An 18,398-nucleotide genomic window follows, 5' to 3' on the forward strand; every position below is an offset into this window, starting at 1 on the left:
AATAGGATTATTATTTGTAATTGGTAATTTGTTTCTAAACATTGGCAAAATTAATATTTCAATATTATTTTTAAATTATAGAGTATTAAATTTATTAGATATTTTCATTGAATGAGACATATTAAATATCTGAAACTTCAATCTTTTTTTTATCTAAAACTTCAAATTCGGAATTATTACTGATAAATTCCGGTACAATTTTTTTTAAAATTCTTACTACCTGCAATTTATCTCTTTTTATAGCCGATTTTATTATTTGTTTGCACAACATTTCAATTTCAGAGAACCTTAAGCATGGATCTTTTGAAATCATAATTTTCTGATGATGGGTCGGGACAGTTGTAGCATCATTGCTAAGCAACTCTTCATACAACTTCTCTCCTGGTCTTAAGCCAATAAACTTAATTTTTATATCCTCATCCGGAGTAAAACCAGACAATTTTATCATTCTGCGGGCCAAATCCAAAATTTTTACCGGCTCTCCCATATCAAATACATAAATCTCACCTCCGCTGCCCATTGTACCCGCTTCCAATACCAATTCGCAGGCTTCAGGTATAGTCATGAAATAACGTATAATATCAGGATGAGTAATAGTAACAGGTCCTCCTTTTTCAATTTGCTTTTTAAAATGGGGAATCACAGAACCATTAGATCCCAAAACATTACCAAATCTTGTAGTAATAAACTTTGTAGTATTTCCCTCACTTCCCTGTAGTGACTGCACAAAAAGTTCAGCAGTACGTTTTGAAGCACCCATAACATTAGTAGGATTTACTGCCTTATCTGTGGATACCATTACAAAACGGTTCACTTTATATTTTTTAGAAAGCATGGCAACGTTTCTGGTTCCCAGAACATTAACAAAAATAGCCTCATGTGGATTTTCTTCAATAAGCGGAACATGTTTATAGGCTGCCGCATGGTATACCATTGAAAACTGATAATTTTCAAACAATGCTTCTAAACGATAATTATTAGAAATATCAGCTAAAACGAATTTAAATTTCTGATTCGGAAATTTTTCAAGCAAGTCTAATTCCAATTCATATAATGGTGATTCTGCCTGATCTACAACAACAATTACAGACGGCTCAAACTGGGCAACCTGTCTTACAATTTCACTACCAATCGATCCCGCTCCCCCAGTAACCAAAACATTTTTCCCTGAATGCCTTTTCTTAACCGCCTCATTTTCTATTTTAATAGGTTTTCTGTTAAGTAAATCCTCTATCTGAAGATTACGAATGCCCCCTACAAAATCTGACTCCCGCATCTTGCTTAAAGTAGGTGCTTTTAAAACCTTTAGTCCGTTATCCAAGGCATAAGTCATCCATTCTACAAGTTCTTGCTTGCTCATAATTTCTTTGATAATAAGAACTGCATCAAACTGACCGATTAAATATTTATCCTTAAAAAACTTATCAATATTATATATTTTCCGTCCCAGTAATAAAGCTTTATTAGAGTCTGATCTTTTGGTAAGGAAGCCTTCTAAACGATAAGGATAATTAGGATTGTGAAGAATTGCTCTTGCTAAAGATACTGATGCATCACCAACGCCAACCACAGCAACTCTGACCTTAGAGCTGCCTTTATAATCAATAAGAATATTAAACATTTGCTTTATAACCATTCTGAAAAAAAACATAATAGAAATGGATATAAAGAAATAAAGAAATAAATTCGGATACAAAAACAGCGGTTTACCTACATCCAGATTAAATAGAAAATTAATAACCAGAAGTGTAGACAGAGTGCTCCCGGAGCATAAAATAATTTTAAAAAAATCAAAAAAGGTTGAATGCCTGATAATTCCGGCATAAGTTTTATATACAAACATGAAGAAAGCATTTACTGTGATAATAATTGCTATCTTGATATAAATATATTCGGGGAAATTCACTCTAACATGAAGTTTCTCAATAAAATAGTAAGATATAAAAATAGATAAAAAAGCTATTGATAAATCTAAAAACAATACTGTCCACCTGGGTATATATCTTAATTCTGTGAGTTTTACTACATTATCCCCTGTATATAATGAACTAAAAGCGTCTTTAAGCTTTTTCATTTAATGAATTTGTATTTTGCTTATTTTTCTGCAAATGTAGTTATATTAATTGTATAAAAAAATATGGGTGTTAAACATTTACCAACAAAAAAAAGATAGAATTTTGATAAAAATTATACCACACGCCATCCCTAAACAGAAAAATAAAAAAATGTTGATAAAAATTTAATACCAAACATTTAAATAAAGTTCTAGCAAAAGTTAATTAATTATTTATCATTTACTCTTTTATTGGCTCTGTAAGAATATGGTCAATTATTTTCAAGTAATATACTTACCCATTCTTCACGTTGTAATTTCTTTTTCATTTTAAGATTATTTTCCGTACAAACTTCAAGAATATCATCCACATCAAAAAAACAAAGTCCGGATAATAAAAGTTGACCACCATTATTCAGTACAGATTCATAAACAGGAATGTCAGATATCAGTATATTTCTGTTGATATTAGCCAAAATAATATCGTATTGATCTTCACCCAAATTTTCAGCAGTTCCCAACTCAATATCCAGTTCTACATTATTTCTTTCAGCATTTTCTTTAGAATTTTCTACAGACCATTCATCAATATCTATTGCTTTTGTTTCACCAGCGCCTATCTGTTTTGCATAAATTGCTAAAACAGAAGTTCCACACCCCATATCCAATACTTTTTTATTTTTAAAATCCATCTCCATCATCTGCTGAATCATCAAGTGAGTGGTAGGATGATGACCTGTTCCAAAAGACATCTTAGGCTGAATGATAATTTCATGCATTCCCGGAACAGATTCATGAAATTCGGCTCTTATTAAAACTTTATCATCAATATTAATAGGTTCAAAATTCTTTTCCCACTCTTCGTTCCAGTTGATATTAGGCATTTCGGTAAACGAAAATTCAATTTTTACATCCTGATTTTGAAAAAGCGGAAGGTTTTTAAGCTGATTATCATCAAATAAATCTTTTTGAACATATCCTAAAATACCATCATTTTCTTCTGTAAAGCTGTCAAAACCGATTTCAATAAGCTCTGCCATCAATATTTCATTCCACGGCTGAAGGGGAGATATTTTAAAACTGAATTCAAGATAATTTTGCATAAAAAAATTTTCTGCAAAAATAGCTTTTTAAATTTTTATAACTCCGAAATATAAACCGATAAATTATCAAATAAATATTCGGCAGATTTTTTGCAAACACAATAACAGTCAAATATATTATAATATGAAAACAACAGTTGCAATCATTGCACTTGCTTCTCTTACTTTTGGAAGCTGTGCAGATAAAAAAGAAAACAGAGAAGAGTTCAAAGAAGAACACAACAAAGATTTTATGAGAAACAATATGGGCGAAACTGCCGCTTCAAATTCGGAACAGTCACCCTATCCTGATACAGATACCCCTAAAGCATTGAGAGATACAGCAGCCTCGGCTACTGACTATAAAAGTAAAGAATCAAGACCCAACACTTCGGTAGGAGGTTCAAGATAAAATTTTAATCCGCAAAATAATTTTGCGGATTTTTTATTTCACTTATGTTATTATTTATGAAAAGAGAATAATTTTTTAACATAATCATTACATTTGTATCCAACAAAAAAAATTCATGAAAAAAACAGCAATACTTTCATTTCTCTTCTTTGCTGCATTCACGTTTGCACAGGGAATTAAATTTGATGAAGGAAACTTCAAAACTCTTTTGGCAAAAGCTAAAAAAGAAAACAAACTTATATTTATTGATGCTTATGCAGTCTGGTGCGGACCATGCAAGCTGATGGTAAAAAATATTTTTCCGCTTCAATCTGTCGGTGATATTTACAACAGCCGTTTCATCAATGCTAAAATTGATATGGAAAAAGGTGAAGGTATTGAACTTGCAAAAAAATACAATGTAAAAGTCTTCCCTACATATCTTTTTATTGACGGTGACGGAGAAGAAGTTCACAGAACAATAGGCTATGTAGAAGAAAATGATTTCATCCAATTTGCAAAAGATGCCGAAGATCCTGCTAAAAGACTTACATCATTAAAACAGAAATTTGAAAAAGGAGAAAAAGATCCTGCTTTTTTGTTAAATCTTGCAGAGCTTACAGTCTACAGTGATACCAAATTATCTAACCAGATTCTTGAAAGATATTTTGATGGAAATCCTGAGTTAAATCAGAGCAATCTTCAATTGCTGTTTCAGGCAATGAAAAGCACCGATGATTCATCATACAGGATTTTTCAGGCTAAAAAAGCAGAGATTCTGAAAATGATGCCCGAAAAAAACTATGATAACATCGACAAAAATGTAAAAATAAATACAGCAGTAAGCAAATCTTACAATCCAAATACAAAAAAATTTGATGACAGCTATTTTTTAGCAGAAACTCAAAAATTTATGACGAAGGAAGAAGCTGGAAAATTACTGATTAAAGTAAAATCAAGCAGAGCCTTGAAAGATAAAGATTTTGCAGCCTATGAAAAACTTACTTTAGAACATTACAAAGACTACGCCTCGGCTTCTTCAGAAGAACTCAATTCTATCGCATGGAATTTCTTTGAAAACATCAAAACAAAATCATCTTTAGAAACCGCTGTAAAATGGGCTCAGGAATCAGTAAAGAAGAATGAAAATTTTGCCAATACAGACACCCTGGCTAATTTATATAACAAAGTCGGTGATAAGAAAAATGCTAAAATTTGGGCAGAAAAATCTATCCAACTAGCGAAAGCAACCGGACAAGATGCCACTGACACAGAAAAATTGTTAAAGAGCTTATAAATTTTTCCTTTTTAGATATATCAATCGCAGCACTAATGTGTTGCGATTTTTTTATTTTTACTATTTGTAAATAACTTAAGTTCGGGATAATAACTGATTTTCAAAATAAACATATTTTACAGCAAAGAAAAATAAAGAATATCTACTTTTGAAAGGCTTTTAAGTTAAACAATGCCACTTCTTTTATTAAGTAAGACGTAATTCTGTATTATTTGGATAAGCTGAAGTTTCTAGTGAGCGTAGTCGAATGCCTTTGTTTAGTTTAAGTGTAGAATCACGCCGATCTCTTGTTTGGCTTACCATTTATCCCGACCTCACATTAACTCCTTAATTTAAGCCTAATTTAACCTCAAGTTCGGGATAAGAAATAAATTTAAATAATTGATTTATAGCATCATATTTAATTTATTGCAAAGAAAAATAAAAGATTTTTTTACTTTTTGAAAGTTTTTAAGCTAAACAAAGGCACTTCGTTTATTGAAAAAAGACGAAAATGGTATTATTTTGATAAGTTAAAGTTTATACTGAGCGTAGTCGAAGTGCCTTTGAAATATCTTAAAAGCTGAATTCTTGATAATTGAATCTCTTTGTTTAACGTTGCGTTTAAGAAAACTTATCCCGAACTCAGGTTAATTTAAATTTCCTAATGAAAAAATTTCTACAAAAAAATCCGTTTCACGAAACGTAAAACGGATTTTATATTATAAAGAGATTTTACCTTATGCTTCTTGAGCAGGAGTTTCTTCTTTTTTAGCAGGAGCTGCTTTAGGAGCTTCTACTGGTGCGTCTGATACAATATCAAACTCGAAGTTATACTCTACATTTCTGTGCAATCTGATGTTAGCAGTAGCTTTACCAGTTCTCTTGATTGTATTACCAGGAATCTTGATGTATTTCTTCTCAACAGAAACACCAGCTTTCTCAAGAGCTGCAGAAAGATCTGCATTGTTGATAGAACCAAATAATCTGTCTCCAGAACCTACTTTTGCAGGAATAGTAACTGAAGTTTTCTTCAATTGCTCTACTTTAGCGTTAGCATCAGCGATCAATTTAGCTTCTTCTTCTTTTCTTGCTTCCAAAGTAGCCTCAAGAGCTGCTTTATTTTTTGGAGTAGCCAAAACTGCATAACCTTGCGGTAATAAGAAGTTTCTTGCATAACCAGGCTTTACATTTACTGTGTCGAATTCAAGACCTAAGTTTTCTACGTCTTTTTTTAGGATAATATCCATTGTTGTTGTCCTTTTTTAGATGTTAGAAATTAGATGTTAGAAGTTAGAAATTAGACTTTGTCTGTTATCTGAAATCATTATCTGAAATCTAAATCAAGTTAGAATTTAATTATTTATTCAGCAACAAAAGAAGAGATTGCTCTCTTCTTTTATTTATTTTTTGTCTTATTATTTTAATAAGTCAGCTACGTAAGGCATCAAAGCAAGATGTCTTGCTCTTTTGATCGCAGCAGAAACTTTTCTTTGATACTTTAAAGAAGTTCCTGTGTATCTTCTTGGTAAAATTTTACCCTGCTCGTTTACGAACTGTAATAAGAAATCAGCATCTTTGTAATCAACATGCTTGATCCCGTATTTTTTGAATCTACAATATTTCTTTTCAGATTTTGTATTGATATCAAGCGGAGTAAGGAATTTTACTTCAGATTCTCCTCCAGCTGAGGCTTGTTTAGCCATATCATCTATTGCCATATCTTTGTCTTTTAAATTGTGGGTTAATCAATTAAGCTTTTGCAGCCTTTAGTTTAGTTCTTCTGGTTACAGCATATTCAGCAGCATGCTTGTCTAACTTTGTAGTAAGGTAACGGATAACTCTCTCATCACGTTTGAAAGCCAATTCCAGATCAGCCACTACAGAACCTTCTCCTTTAAACTCGATTAAAGTATAGAATCCATTCTTTTTTAGTTGAATAGGATAAGCTAATTTTTTTAATCCCCAATTTTCTCTGGTTACAATTTCGCAGTTCTTTTCTTTCAAAAGATCTTCGAATTTTTTCACTGCTTCCTCCACCTGAGCGTCAGATAGAACGGGAGTTAAAATGAAAACAGTTTCGTAATTGTTCATAATGTAAATAAATTTGTTAATTATTTCGAGGTGCAAAAATATGAATTAAAATAATAACACACAATAAATCAGTTAACTTTTCATGAAAATTTATAAGATATTGTATTAAGAAATAAAATACCTCTCTTCACTCTTGAATACATAAACTGATCATTAAAAATTTAAATAAATTTTAAAATAAAAATCTGTCCCATTTCTGAGACAGATTTACTTTTTATTTACTGGAAATTTAGAGTTGTACCATTTCCGTAACTTCAACATCATAACCACCAACCTGAGGTTTAATGTTTGGATTCTGAGTAATAACTTTAAATTTATTAATTCCCAGATTTTTTAAGATCTGAGTTCCGATTCCGTAATCTCTGTAATTGAATGCCAAAGTCGGGTGCTGCTGTTGCCCGTCCTGATAATTCAGAAACTGCTGCAGCTTCCTTAATGTATTTTCAGAATTCGAGACATTATTGATAAAAATAATTGCTCCTTTTCCGGCTTCATTCACCATACTGGTTACTCTTTCCAGCAATGGTTTTTCGCCGTTATTCAATCGTGTTAAAACATCAAAATAAGAATCTGATGACTGCACTCTTACCAAAACAGGTTCATCAACCGTCCAGGAACCTTTTGTTAAAGCAAAATGAATCTGATCGTTTGAAGTTTCTCTGAAAGCGAGGAAATCATAATCACCGTAAGCTGTTTTTACTTTTCTTTCTTCAATTCGCTCAATAAGATTTCCTTTTTTAAGCTGATAATGAATTAAATCTTCTATAGAAACAATCTTCATATCATGCTTCTGTGCAAAAGCGTAAAGTTCCGGCAACCGTGACATAGAACCATCTTCGTTCATAATTTCACAAATAACACCACCTTCTTTTAAACCTGCAAGACAAGTTAAATCAATCGCAGCTTCTGTATGTCCTGCTCTTTTCAAGACTCCGCCTTTTCTTGCTCTTAACGGAAAAATATGACCGGGACGCATAAAGTCGGAAGGTTTAGATTTTTCATCCATCAAAGCTAAGATTGTTTTAGCTCTGTCACTTGCCGAAATTCCTGTAGAAGTTCCGTTTCCTAATAGGTCTACAGAAACAGTAAAAGCAGTTTCTTTTGGATCGCTGCTTCTGCTTACCATCACTTCAAGCCCCAGTTCATCACACCTTTTTTCAGGTAGAGGCATACAGATCAGCCCCCTTCCGTGAAGTGCCATAAAATTGATGATTTCCGGCGTTGTAAGCTCTGCTGCACAAAGAAAATCACCTTCATTTTCCCTGTCTTCATCATCTACTACTATGATTATTTTACCATTTTTAAGGTCTTCGATTGCCTCTGGAATAGTATTTAATTTAATATCAGACATTTTTACTTTAAATTTTTGCAAAGATACTTAATAAAATAAGCATCAACAATTAATATGAATAGTTTGTGCTTATCTACGTTTTTAGGAATTGTAGTAATATCATTTATGAGCCAAATAATGAGTCTTTTGCTTTTTGGATGATCTCATAAGACCCTAATCTTTTTTGATGATCATAAATATGAGAATTAATCATCAATTCATCTACATTAAATCTTTCCTGAAAACCTTGCAGCTTAGCTTCAATTTCAGACTGATTTCCGATAAGGGTAAATTTTAATTTCTGTAATACCATAGATTTTTCCATAGGTGACCAAATGCTGTCCATATCATCAACGGGCGGCGCAAAAGGCTTTCTGTCATTCCTGATAATATTGATAAAAGCCTGAAACAAAGTTGTTGAAATTTTTTGTGCTTCTTCAGAGGTTTCTGCAGCAATTCCGTTTACACAGGCAATAATATACGGTTTATCCAGGTATTTTGACGGTTCAAAATATTCTTTGTAAATATTGAAAGCCATTTCCATCTGTTCCGGTGCAAAATGTCCTGCAAAAGCGTAAGGAAGCCCCAATTCTGCCGCAAGAAAAGCACTGTCAGTACTTGAGCCTAAAATATATAAAGGAATATCTAAACCTTCTCCCGGAATTGCACGCACCAATGCATCCGAATTCTCTTTAGAAAAATATTTTTGTAATTCTAAAATCTGTCTTGGAAACTGCTCATTGATGATTGCCGGATTTCTTCCTAAAGCCTGAGCCGTTAAACCATCCGTTCCGGGCGCTCTTCCCAAGCCAAGGTCTATTCTTCCGGGAAAAAGCGATTCTAATGTTCCGAACTGTTCGGCAATCACTAGTGAACTGTGATTAGGGAGCATAATACCTCCTGATCCGACTCTTATTTTTTGCGTTCCGTTGGCAATAAAACCAATCAAAACAGAAGTGGCAGAACTTGCAATGCTTTCCATATTATGATGCTCGGCAAGCCAGAATCTTTTATAATTTAAATTTTCAGCGTGCCTTGCTAAAGATAAACTGTCCTGATAAGTATCGTGAACAGTCTTGCCCTGCTTTACCGGCGCAAGATCCAATACTGATATTTCAAAATTTTTCATGTAATTCTATTTGAAAAGCAAATGTAAAACTATTTATTTACATTAGTTACTTTTTGTAATTGATAGGATTGATGAGACATTCAGGGAAAAACTATTGATGAAAAAATGCTGATGTTTAAATAACATCAGCACATTAAATATTCTTAAATTTAGATTTCTTTTTAAAACATCGTCACAGCAAGATAAGTAAGCCCTGCAACAATTGCCGAGATTGGAATGGTAAGAACCCATGCCCAAAGCAAGCTTACCGTGATTCCCCAACGTACCGCTGAAATTCTTTTAGTAAGACCGACCCCGATAATAGAACCTGTAATCGTGTGGGTAGTAGAAACCGGAATCCCGAAGTGATCGGTAATAAAAAGCGTAATCGCTCCCGCAGTTTCCGCGCTCACCCCTTCCAATGGAGTTACTTTGGTAATTTTAGTTCCCATAGTTTTAATAATTTTCCAGCCTCCGCTCATCGTTCCCAATGCAATTGCAATAAAGGAAACCAAAGGTACCCACATATAATGTTCTGAAAAATAATTAAAACGCTCAGCAGTAGGAATCTGAAGATAAACAGGATCCTGAAGCATATTAACGTGATAATAGATCAATGCAGCACCAATAATACCCATTACCTTCTGTGCGTCGTTAAGACCATGCCCTAAACTGAACAAAGCCGAAGACGCCAACTGCATTCTTTTGAAGGCTTTATCAGCTTTATGAGGATTAGATTTCTTATAAATATGCACAATAATCAGGGTAATGATGATAGAAATTACCATCCCGATAATCGGAGCAAGAAATATAAAGAGGAAAATAGGTATTACCTTGTTAAATTTCACAACATTCTGCTGAGCTAACTGAGTGAAAGCTTCTTTAACCGTTTCAAAAAAACCAAGCTCTGGTGATGCAGAAGCTACATCATGATAGTCCATCATAAAAGCATGCATTAAAGCTGCTCCCAAAAATCCGCCAATTAAGGTATGGGAAGATGATGAAGGAATACCAAACCACCATGTGAGAAGATTCCATGCAATTGCAGCAATCAGTCCGGAAAATATCACTTCCAGCGTAATAAAATTTTCGTTGACGGTTTTGGCAATCGTATTACCGATTTTAAACTCTCCGATAACATAAGCTGCGATAAAAAATGCTGCAAAATTCCATACAGCCGCCCAAAGTACCGCCTGAAATGGCGTAAGAACTTTTGTAGAAACAATGGTTGCAATAGAGTTTGCCGCATCGTGAAAACCATTGATATAATCGAAGATTAAGGCTAAAGCAATAATAACCGTAAGTAAAATAGGAAATTCCATTTTTGTTATCTTGTTTTATGCGTACTTAATCATGATGTTCTCAATCGTGTTGGCAACATCTTCTGCTTTATCGGTTACTATTTCAAGATAATTCAATACAGATGAAACTTTAATAATGTTGATCGCATCGTTGGTTTCAAACAATTCTACCATAGAATTAGAAAGAAGATCATCCGCAATATTTTCAATAGAATTTACTTTGATACAAGCTTCTTTTACCTGCTCCATATTTTTGAATCCTTTCAGATTTTTCATAGCATTCTGAATTTCCAGACATGCTTTGTGGATCAGCAAAGAGAAATCAGCATAAGCCTTCATTCTCGGAGACTTGTAAAGGAAAATATATTTTGCCGAAGCATAGATATAGTCTGCAATATCATCAAGACCTGTAGCCAGAGTGTGAATATCTTCACGATCAAAAGGTGTAATGAAATTTTTTCCAAGCTCAACGAAAATCTCGTGGGTAAGCTCATCATTTTTGTGCTCATAATCGCTCATCAGCTTAAGCATAGAATCATCGTTCAGATCAAAATCTTTGATTCCGTGATTAAACTCATTAGACATAGCAACCAGATTATCAGTAACTTTCTCGAAAAGCACAAAGAAAATTTTATCTTTAGGTTGAAAAGCGTGGAAAATATTACCAATTCCCATATATAGTGTTTATAAATTTCGAGTGCAAATTTCTTAAAAAAGGATTGTTGAATGAAGCTTCCAACATTAATTTTTGTTAATATTGAAGTGATATTATCCCCGAAAACAAAAAACCGGCAGTGATGCCGGTTTTCATATATCTTCAGAAATGTTTAGTTAGCCTCTTCAGCTCTCATTTCCTTTCCTTTAAACTTCATTGAAGAAATATTTCCTAAAAGTTCTCCTTTAAATGATTTCTCCACTTCAAAGAATGAAAATTTTTCAAGAATCTCAATATTTCCGATTTCAGCACGCTTGTTTCCTTTGCTTGAAGTTGCTTTATTGATAATTTCAAGAACATCAATTTTCTTCAGCTGGTCTTTTTTACCAAGATTAAAGAAAAATCTCGTCATGTTTTCGTCGCGCTGTCTTGGCTTACCGCCTCTTCTTTCGCCACGTTCACGATCCCTTCCTCTGTCACGGTCTCTGCCTCTGTCACGATCTCTTCTGTCTCCTCTTCCACCTCTGTCATCATCTCTGCTGCTTAGTTTTTGCTCTATCAGATCATGTCTGTCCTTATAGTACAAAGCAAGTTCTTTTAGCTGGAACTGAAGTAATTTGTGCACCAATTCTTCTTTTGAAAAAGCCGACAAATCAGGGATCAATGAATCATCAAACTCAAAGAAATCTTCGTGTACTTCAAAAAGACTTTCAAAAACTCCTCCAACCTGTGCTTTTATGATATCTTCACCGGTAGGAATTTTACCTTCGTTGATTTCTATTTTTGTAACAGATTTTATCTGCTTCAATTTTCTGCTTTCTTCAGGCTTTATCAATGCAATTGAAATACCGTCTTTACCTGCTCTTCCTGTCCTTCCGCTTCTGTGTACGAAAACTTCCGGATCATCCGGTAAAGAATAATGCACTACGTGCGTAAGAGAATTTACATCTAAACCTCTTGCCGCAACATCGGTAGCAACCAGAATATCAATATTTTTCAGTCTGAATTTCTTCATCACCGTATCTCTCTGCGCCTGAGAAAGATCGCCATGAAGCGCATCTGCTGCATAACCATTCTGCATCAAGAAATCGGCAACTTCCTGAGTTTCCATTCTTGTTCTGCAGAAAATGATAGAATACTGGTTAGGATTAGCGTCAATAAGTCTCTTCAGAGCTTCTTTTTTCTGACGGTAACCTGCAACATAATATTCATGCTTAATGTTCTTTTTAACCTCGTTAATAGAACCTACTGAGATTCTGTGAGGTTTTGTAAGATAGTTCTTAGAAATTCTTTCTACTTCTTTGCTCATCGTAGCAGAGAATAAGAAAGTCTGTTTAGTTTCAGGAGTTTCACTCATGATCGTTTCCAATTCGTCTTTGAACCCCATTGAAAGCATCTCATCTGCTTCGTCTAAAACCAGCCAGTGAATTGCAGAAAAATCTAAAGCTTTTCTGTTAATCAAATCAATCACTCTTCCCGGAGTTCCTACAATAATCTGCGGTTTTTCCTTTAAAGAACGAATCTGATCCATAATACTGCTACCACCATAAACTGCTGTAGTTTTGATGTTCTGCATGTATTTTGAATAATTTTTGATGTCTTTCGTAATCTGAAGACATAATTCCCGTGTCGGACAAAGCACCAAAAGTTGGATTTTGCGACTCGTATCGTCAATCATATCCAAAATCGGAAGCGAAAACGCTGCTGTTTTGCCTGTCCCTGTCTGCGCAAGTGCGATCAAGTCGCGAATATCTGAAAGAATAAAAGGGATAGTCTGTTTTTGGATTTCTGTCGGGCTTTCGTAACCCAGTTCGCCAATTGCCTTAAGTAAATCAGGACTTAAATTGGTCTCCGTAAATAAATTCATTAAATATTATAAAATTTTTGCAAAGATACAATATTTATTTGAATATTAGATTATATAATATTAACGAATTGATAATTTTAATTTGTAAAACCATAATCATTTTCAAAATAATACAGAAAAACCACAATTTTTTTATTTTAAATTTAAAAATTTTTCAACAATAATTGCCGTCTAAATGAGAATCAAAATTTCCTTATGAATTATGAATTGATAAAAACATCATCCAATCATTTCATATTTATTATCTATCTTTGATTAAAAAACCAATGGCAACTTTTATTTCTGCTAAAATAATTGATTTTCTGCGTCATCTCGAAAAAAACAACAACCGTGAATGGTTCAACGAAAACAAAACACTTTATACAGAAGCCTTATCTGATTTTCAGGATTTTATAGAAGCGCTGATGAACGAGTTGGGAAAATTTGATAAAAATATCCTAAAGGCAGATCCTAAAAAATCCCTATTCAGAATTTACCGTGATACAAGATTTTCAAAAGATAAAACTCCGTACAAGATCAATTTCGGAGCTTCTTTCGGAATGGGAAAAAACGGGAGCAAATCCGGACATTACATTCATATAGAACCAGGAAAATCTTTTCTGGCAAGCGGAATCTATCTTCCGGAATCACCCGTTTTAAAATCAATAAGAAAAGAAATATCTCTGTTTAAAGATGATTTTTTAAAAGCTATAGAAAACAATGACTTTAAAAAACATTTTGGCGAACTGGATCAGGAAGACAAACTAAAAAAAGTGCCGCAGGGTTTTGAAAAAGAAGATCCTATGTCGGAATATCTAAAGTTAAAAAGCTTCATTGGTATTCACCGATTATCCGACACAGAAGTGTCTCATCCTGATGCTGTTCAAAAATTCTCCACGGTATTTTCAGCTGCAAAGCCTCTGAACGATTTTCTGGAAAATGCAATCGAAAACGGATAAAAATTAACCACCTCTACAAACAGACCATCATTTTTCCTTAATTTTGCAAGCTTAAATTCCATCGAATGTCTTTATATCAGCAATTAGCAGAAAATCTGCAATATATAAGTCCCAGTTTCTATAAGCAGAGATATTTTAAGAATTTAAAAAACCTCAGTAAAGAGAACTTTTCGGATAGAAATGTAGAACCTGAACTGGTATGGATAAAAGACTTTCTAAGCAAAGACGCTGTTGTTTTCGATATTGGAGCCAATGTGGGAACTTTTCTTTATCAGTTTGAAAATAAGCTGAACCACAAGAATATTTACGGTTTTGAGCCTAACAAAAAATTAAACATCAGACTGAAAAGACTTTTTCCTAAAATGAAAATTTCTTCGGCTGCACTTTCTGATGAAAATACAACTGCCCAATTTAAAGTTCCGGTTATTAAAGGAAAAACAGTTGCTTCCAGAGGAACACTTAACACTTCCTATAAAGAAAAAGGCGAAGAAAAAAGCTACACCGAAATCGTTGACGTGGTAAAACTGGATGATTGGATAAAATCAAACCCCGTAGAAAGATTAGATTTTATTAAAATTGATGTAGAAGGCAATGAAATGAAAACATTAATCGGAGGAAAAAATACGATTCGGAAGTTTAAGCCCGTTCTGATGGTGGAAATGGAACAGCGACATCACCAAAACCCCATCTGGAAAGAAATTGAAGAAGTTAAAAGCTGGGGATTTGAAGCGCATTACTTAAACCGAAAAACATTCACACCTGAATTACTGACGGAAGAAATCCTGCTCAGAAATATTCAGGACGAAAAAAACAAAACCGAATACATCAACAACATCATTTTCATTCCAAAACAACAATCCTGAATATGAGTGTAGTTGCAAGACAAGGTTTTAAATATTCACTCATTGGATATACAGCAACCCTTATCGGGATGTTTTCTATTTTCATTTTCACCAATGATCTCTTTTTTTACGGAACTTTAAGATACATTATGTCGGCAGCAGAAATGCTGGTTCCTTTTGTTGTTTTAGGCATTTCGTATTCCAATGTAAAGTTTTTCGGAAAAGCTCACGAAGATGGAAAACATCAAAATATGCTATCCCTTTCCCTGGGTTTAGTATCTGTAAATTTTGTGGTTTTTCTTGCTGTTTTTTTTCTTATCCCGCAATTTTTCCCTGAGTTTACTAAGATGAAAATCTGGGAGAGTAAGAAATACATTCTTCCTCTTGTTTTAATACTCTCTTTGTGTGCGGTCTTCAATAAATATATTTCCAACTATAAGCGAATTGTTGTTTCTAATATTTTTGATAATCTTTTGCCTAAACTGGCGAATCTGGGTGCATTTTGCCTTTTCTTTTACTTTCAGTTTTCTGAACAGGCTGCACTGGCATTTTTCTTCGGTATGTTTGCTTTAATGCTTTCAGGATATATTTATTACACCAACAAACTTGAAAAAGTACATCTTGATTTCAACAGGGATTATTTCAAAAAAGATAACTTCTATAAAGAATTTGCGTCTTACAGTTTTTTTGGTTTCCTTGGAACTTTCGGCAATCACATGGCGATTAATAATTATATGATTGGTGAATTTATCGGTGAAGAAGAAATTGCGATTTACAGTATTTTATTAGCTTTAATCTCTCTGATTTCTATTCCGCAGCTGGGTTTATTTAATATTTCCGCACCTCTTATCAGAAAAAATTTAGCGGATGGAGACATGGAAGAGCTTGACAGATTTCACAAAAAAACCTCACTGACAATTTACTTTCTGGGAGCAGTTTTATTTGGCTGTATCATGGTTGGGTTTCCGTATCTCACTCACTTTATGCCCAATAAAGGAGATGCACTCAGAATGTATGAACCTGTAATCTGGATTTGGGGTTCTGCAGTTTTGATGGATTTGGCGACCGGTTTCAACGGAAACATTATCTCGCTTTCCAAATATTATAAATTTAATATTATCGTAATGCTACTGTTAGCAGGACTAACCATTGGACTTAACTGGTATTTCATCAACTACACTGCGCTTTCACTGATCGGAATTGCTTTGTCGACCGCGATTTCGGTAAGTCTTTATAATCTGATAAAAGTTATTTTTAATTATTTTGTATTCAAGGTTTCACCTTTTTCCATTGAAATGATCTTTGTTTCGATAATTTGTACATTGGCAATTACAGTTGCGATCGTTTTGCCCGTTTTTGAGAACAATTTCATCAACATGGTATACAAACCAGCGGTAGTTTTATTGCTCATCTTCATCGGAAATTATTTTACTAAAATTTTCCCGGTAGAACAATATGTGAATATGAAATTTATAAGAAGTATCCTTAAATTCAAATAATTCGGGAGAGTTTTCCCTCCAATTTCTTAAGAATCTGATTTTTGCTAAATTTTTCCTGAAAATCAAACTGAATTTTTCTCAAGTCATAAAACTGTTGAATTACATTTTCTTTTTCAGGAAAAATAAATTCTAAATCTGAAGAATAATTTTGAGGGAAAACGGCAGCTTTACCAAACTTAATGGCATCGCCAATATTACCGGTCATTTTGGTTTGCCCATATCTCTCCTTCTGACTGAAAAACTCTGTTTCCTGCTGAATAGGACACCAGATAAGATCAGCTTTTTTCATCCAGATTTCAAATTCCTGCTGAGAAATGCGTTCGGTAAAGAATGTGATATTAACATCTTCAACCTCACGTTTTAAATCAAGAATTTCCTTCAATTCTGCGCCCGAAGCTTTACCCAGAAAAACAAATTCTATTTTTTTTGCTTCTTCTGAGTTTTTAATAACGCTAATAATATGATGATAATCTCTTCTTTTTTGTGAAACTCCTCCCGGAATCACAATCGTTAAAGCTTTATTTTCAGTCTTGGCATATTTTCTGGTATAAAATAGAGGCAGAAACTGATGATTTTTTAACAATAGATTTTCGTCTAAAACGAAAAGACAATTTGCACTGCTGTACACTTTTGCCGCACTCAGCAAACCTTCTTTTAACAAAAGCTTAAGCCTATACACAACATCTTCTTTAAAGATATTTTTAAACAAAGCTAATGAAGAAATTTTAGAAAAATTGAGATTATGAACAATGACAGCGGTTTTGTATTTTTTTGTAATGGACAAAAAAGTATTGAAATAACGGTGAGCAGTTCCGATAATAACCAGATCGTATTTATTTCGTTTCAGCTGATTAAGAATCATCGAATGATCTGATAAAAAAATACCATCAGAAGTTCTTGAAATTCTGTTTTTGATCTTTTCTGAAAAATAATAATCTACAGAAAATTCTTTTGAATCTTCCATTAAATCCATAAAATCCTCAGCAATTTCAGCGTGGGTATCAATTTCTATGTAGGCTATTTTTTTCAAAATTTCAACCATTTCTTCTTAAACTGATTCCACCGTTCCTGATTAATTATTTTCTGTTCATCTTTGGAAATTCTTAGCTCAAGATTCTGAGATTTACATCTCTCGTAAGAGCTGATAATTTTCATTAAAAATGATGGCGATTTAATTTTCACTGCCTCTTTTGCTGCTGCGACATACGTCAGAAAACGGTTTAGACCTAAAAAATAAAAGTACTTCCCATAATAATCGGCGGGTTTTATGGTGTAATCTGCACCTTTTACTTTAATAAGTTTTACATGTAATTCAGGAATCACTACTTCTTTCCAGCCTAAGTTTTTCAGAAGAATGGCATCAATATTATCCCAACCGAGCGTTTCGCGCAGACCGCCCATTTGCTGAAAACATTCTTTGCGATAAGCTTTCATCGGACCGCGTACATGATGCTTATTTGAGTTTCCCTCATATATCCATTCTCCATTTTTTTCCACATATAACAATCCTCCAACCAAACCATAATCAGGATTTTTATGAAAAGCCTGTTTTACTGTTTCCAGATAATTCTCCGAAAGAATTACATCTGAATCGAACTTACAGATTATATCGAAATCGTCCGGATTTTGTGTTTCCAGACCTTTTTTGAAAGCAGCAACCACTTTTGAGCCAGGCTGATGAGCCGATTTTTCAAGACTAATACTGTAAAATCTGTTGTCATTTTCAGTATAATTTTTGATAACATCAGATGTTCCGTCAGTTGAACCATCATTTACAATCACTGTTCTAAAATCCTTATAACTTTGCTGTTGTAAGGAATTTAAAGTAAACGGAAGGTTTTTTTCTTCGTTGTGTGCCGGAATTATGATTAAAAACTTCAAGACAAAATGAATGATGAATAAAAATTGATAAATGATAAATATTCAGCACTTGAACTTCATCAATAATCATTGATCAATTAC

The 18,398-nt window shown here is 33.6% G+C and carries 17 protein-coding genes; 5 read left to right on the plus strand and 12 right to left on the minus strand.

Annotation, left to right across the window (positions count from 1 at the left end; genetic code table 11):
* Positions 1-121: 121 nt before the first annotated feature.
* Together FNE73_RS06705 and prmA are read right to left on the minus strand one after the other, a co-directional pair.
* Positions 122-2,074 carry a nucleoside-diphosphate sugar epimerase/dehydratase gene (locus FNE73_RS06705; RefSeq protein WP_143883995.1) on the minus strand — a complete coding sequence of 651 codons (1,953 nt, stop codon included), beginning with the start codon at positions 2,072-2,074 and terminating at the stop codon, positions 122-124.
* Positions 2,075-2,325: 251 nt separating this feature from the next.
* Positions 2,326-3,156: a 50S ribosomal protein L11 methyltransferase gene (prmA, locus tag FNE73_RS06710; protein ID WP_143883996.1), complete on the minus strand. Its 831-nt coding sequence runs from the start codon at positions 3,154-3,156 to the stop codon at positions 2,326-2,328.
* Positions 3,157-3,280: 124 nt separating this feature from the next.
* On the opposite strand from prmA, the gene FNE73_RS06715 reads away from it, so the two are divergent.
* Positions 3,281-3,547: a hypothetical protein gene (locus tag FNE73_RS06715; protein WP_143883997.1), complete on the plus strand. Its 267-nt coding sequence runs from the start codon at positions 3,281-3,283 to the stop codon at positions 3,545-3,547.
* 115 nt (positions 3,548-3,662) lie between these two features.
* Positions 3,663-4,823 (plus strand): thioredoxin family protein, encoded by a 1,161-nt coding sequence (locus tag FNE73_RS06720; RefSeq protein ID WP_143883998.1) that lies wholly within the window; start codon positions 3,663-3,665, stop codon positions 4,821-4,823.
* 719 nt (positions 4,824-5,542) lie between these two features.
* On the opposite strand, the gene rplI is transcribed toward FNE73_RS06720, so the two are convergent.
* From rplI to FNE73_RS06760, 8 genes are all read right to left on the minus strand, one after another.
* Positions 5,543-6,052, minus strand: a complete 510-nt coding sequence (gene rplI, locus FNE73_RS06725; protein ID WP_143883999.1) for a 50S ribosomal protein L9 — start codon at positions 6,050-6,052, stop codon at positions 5,543-5,545.
* 168 nt (positions 6,053-6,220) lie between these two features.
* Complete coding sequence (gene rpsR, locus FNE73_RS06730) at positions 6,221-6,523, minus strand: 30S ribosomal protein S18 (protein ID WP_056215709.1); 303 nt, start codon at positions 6,521-6,523, stop codon at positions 6,221-6,223.
* A gap of 31 nt (positions 6,524-6,554) precedes the next feature.
* Positions 6,555-6,896, minus strand: coding sequence for a 30S ribosomal protein S6 (gene rpsF, locus FNE73_RS06735; RefSeq protein WP_143884000.1), 342 nt, complete (start codon positions 6,894-6,896; stop codon positions 6,555-6,557).
* A 229-nt stretch (positions 6,897-7,125) separates the two neighbouring features.
* Positions 7,126-8,247 (minus strand): 3,4-dihydroxy-2-butanone-4-phosphate synthase, encoded by a 1,122-nt coding sequence (gene ribB / locus FNE73_RS06740; RefSeq protein WP_143884001.1) that lies wholly within the window; start codon positions 8,245-8,247, stop codon positions 7,126-7,128.
* 103 nt (positions 8,248-8,350) lie between these two features.
* Positions 8,351-9,355, minus strand: a complete 1,005-nt coding sequence (locus FNE73_RS06745; RefSeq protein WP_143884002.1) for an LLM class flavin-dependent oxidoreductase — start codon at positions 9,353-9,355, stop codon at positions 8,351-8,353.
* 161 nt (positions 9,356-9,516) lie between these two features.
* On the minus strand, positions 9,517-10,656 hold the full coding sequence (locus tag FNE73_RS06750) for an inorganic phosphate transporter (protein WP_143884003.1): 1,140 nt from the start codon (positions 10,654-10,656) through the stop codon (positions 9,517-9,519).
* Between the two features lie 15 nt (positions 10,657-10,671).
* Complete coding sequence (locus tag FNE73_RS06755; protein WP_143884004.1) at positions 10,672-11,310, minus strand: DUF47 domain-containing protein; 639 nt, start codon at positions 11,308-11,310, stop codon at positions 10,672-10,674.
* Positions 11,311-11,462: 152 nt separating this feature from the next.
* Positions 11,463-13,157 carry a DEAD/DEAH box helicase gene (locus tag FNE73_RS06760; protein ID WP_143884005.1) on the minus strand — a complete coding sequence of 565 codons (1,695 nt, stop codon included), beginning with the start codon at positions 13,155-13,157 and terminating at the stop codon, positions 11,463-11,465.
* A 266-nt stretch (positions 13,158-13,423) separates the two neighbouring features.
* Here FNE73_RS06760 and FNE73_RS06765 point away from each other — a divergent pair, with 266 nt between their 5' ends.
* From FNE73_RS06765 to FNE73_RS06775, 3 genes are all read left to right on the plus strand, one after another.
* Entirely contained in the window at positions 13,424-14,095 is a 672-nt protein-coding gene (locus tag FNE73_RS06765; protein WP_143884006.1) for a DUF2461 domain-containing protein, read from the plus strand.
* 65 nt (positions 14,096-14,160) lie between these two features.
* Complete coding sequence (locus FNE73_RS06770) at positions 14,161-14,958, plus strand: FkbM family methyltransferase (RefSeq protein ID WP_143884007.1); 798 nt, start codon at positions 14,161-14,163, stop codon at positions 14,956-14,958.
* Between the two features lie 2 nt (positions 14,959-14,960).
* On the plus strand, positions 14,961-16,436 hold the full coding sequence (locus FNE73_RS06775; RefSeq protein WP_143884008.1) for a lipopolysaccharide biosynthesis protein: 1,476 nt from the start codon (positions 14,961-14,963) through the stop codon (positions 16,434-16,436).
* On the opposite strand, the gene FNE73_RS06780 is transcribed toward FNE73_RS06775, so the two are convergent.
* Positions 16,429-17,466 (minus strand): hypothetical protein, encoded by a 1,038-nt coding sequence (locus FNE73_RS06780; protein ID WP_143884009.1) that lies wholly within the window; start codon positions 17,464-17,466, stop codon positions 16,429-16,431. The two genes, FNE73_RS06775 and FNE73_RS06780, sit on opposite strands and share 8 nt — an antisense overlap.
* On the minus strand, positions 17,463-18,317 hold the full coding sequence (locus tag FNE73_RS06785; protein WP_143884010.1) for a glycosyltransferase: 855 nt from the start codon (positions 18,315-18,317) through the stop codon (positions 17,463-17,465). The genes FNE73_RS06780 and FNE73_RS06785 overlap by 4 nt, the downstream gene beginning before the upstream one ends.
* Between the last annotated feature and the right edge of the window lie 81 nt (positions 18,318-18,398).

The sequence above is a fragment of the Chryseobacterium binzhouense genome, from assembly GCF_007474545.1.
Lineage (GTDB): Bacteria > Bacteroidota > Bacteroidia > Flavobacteriales > Weeksellaceae > Chryseobacterium > Chryseobacterium binzhouense.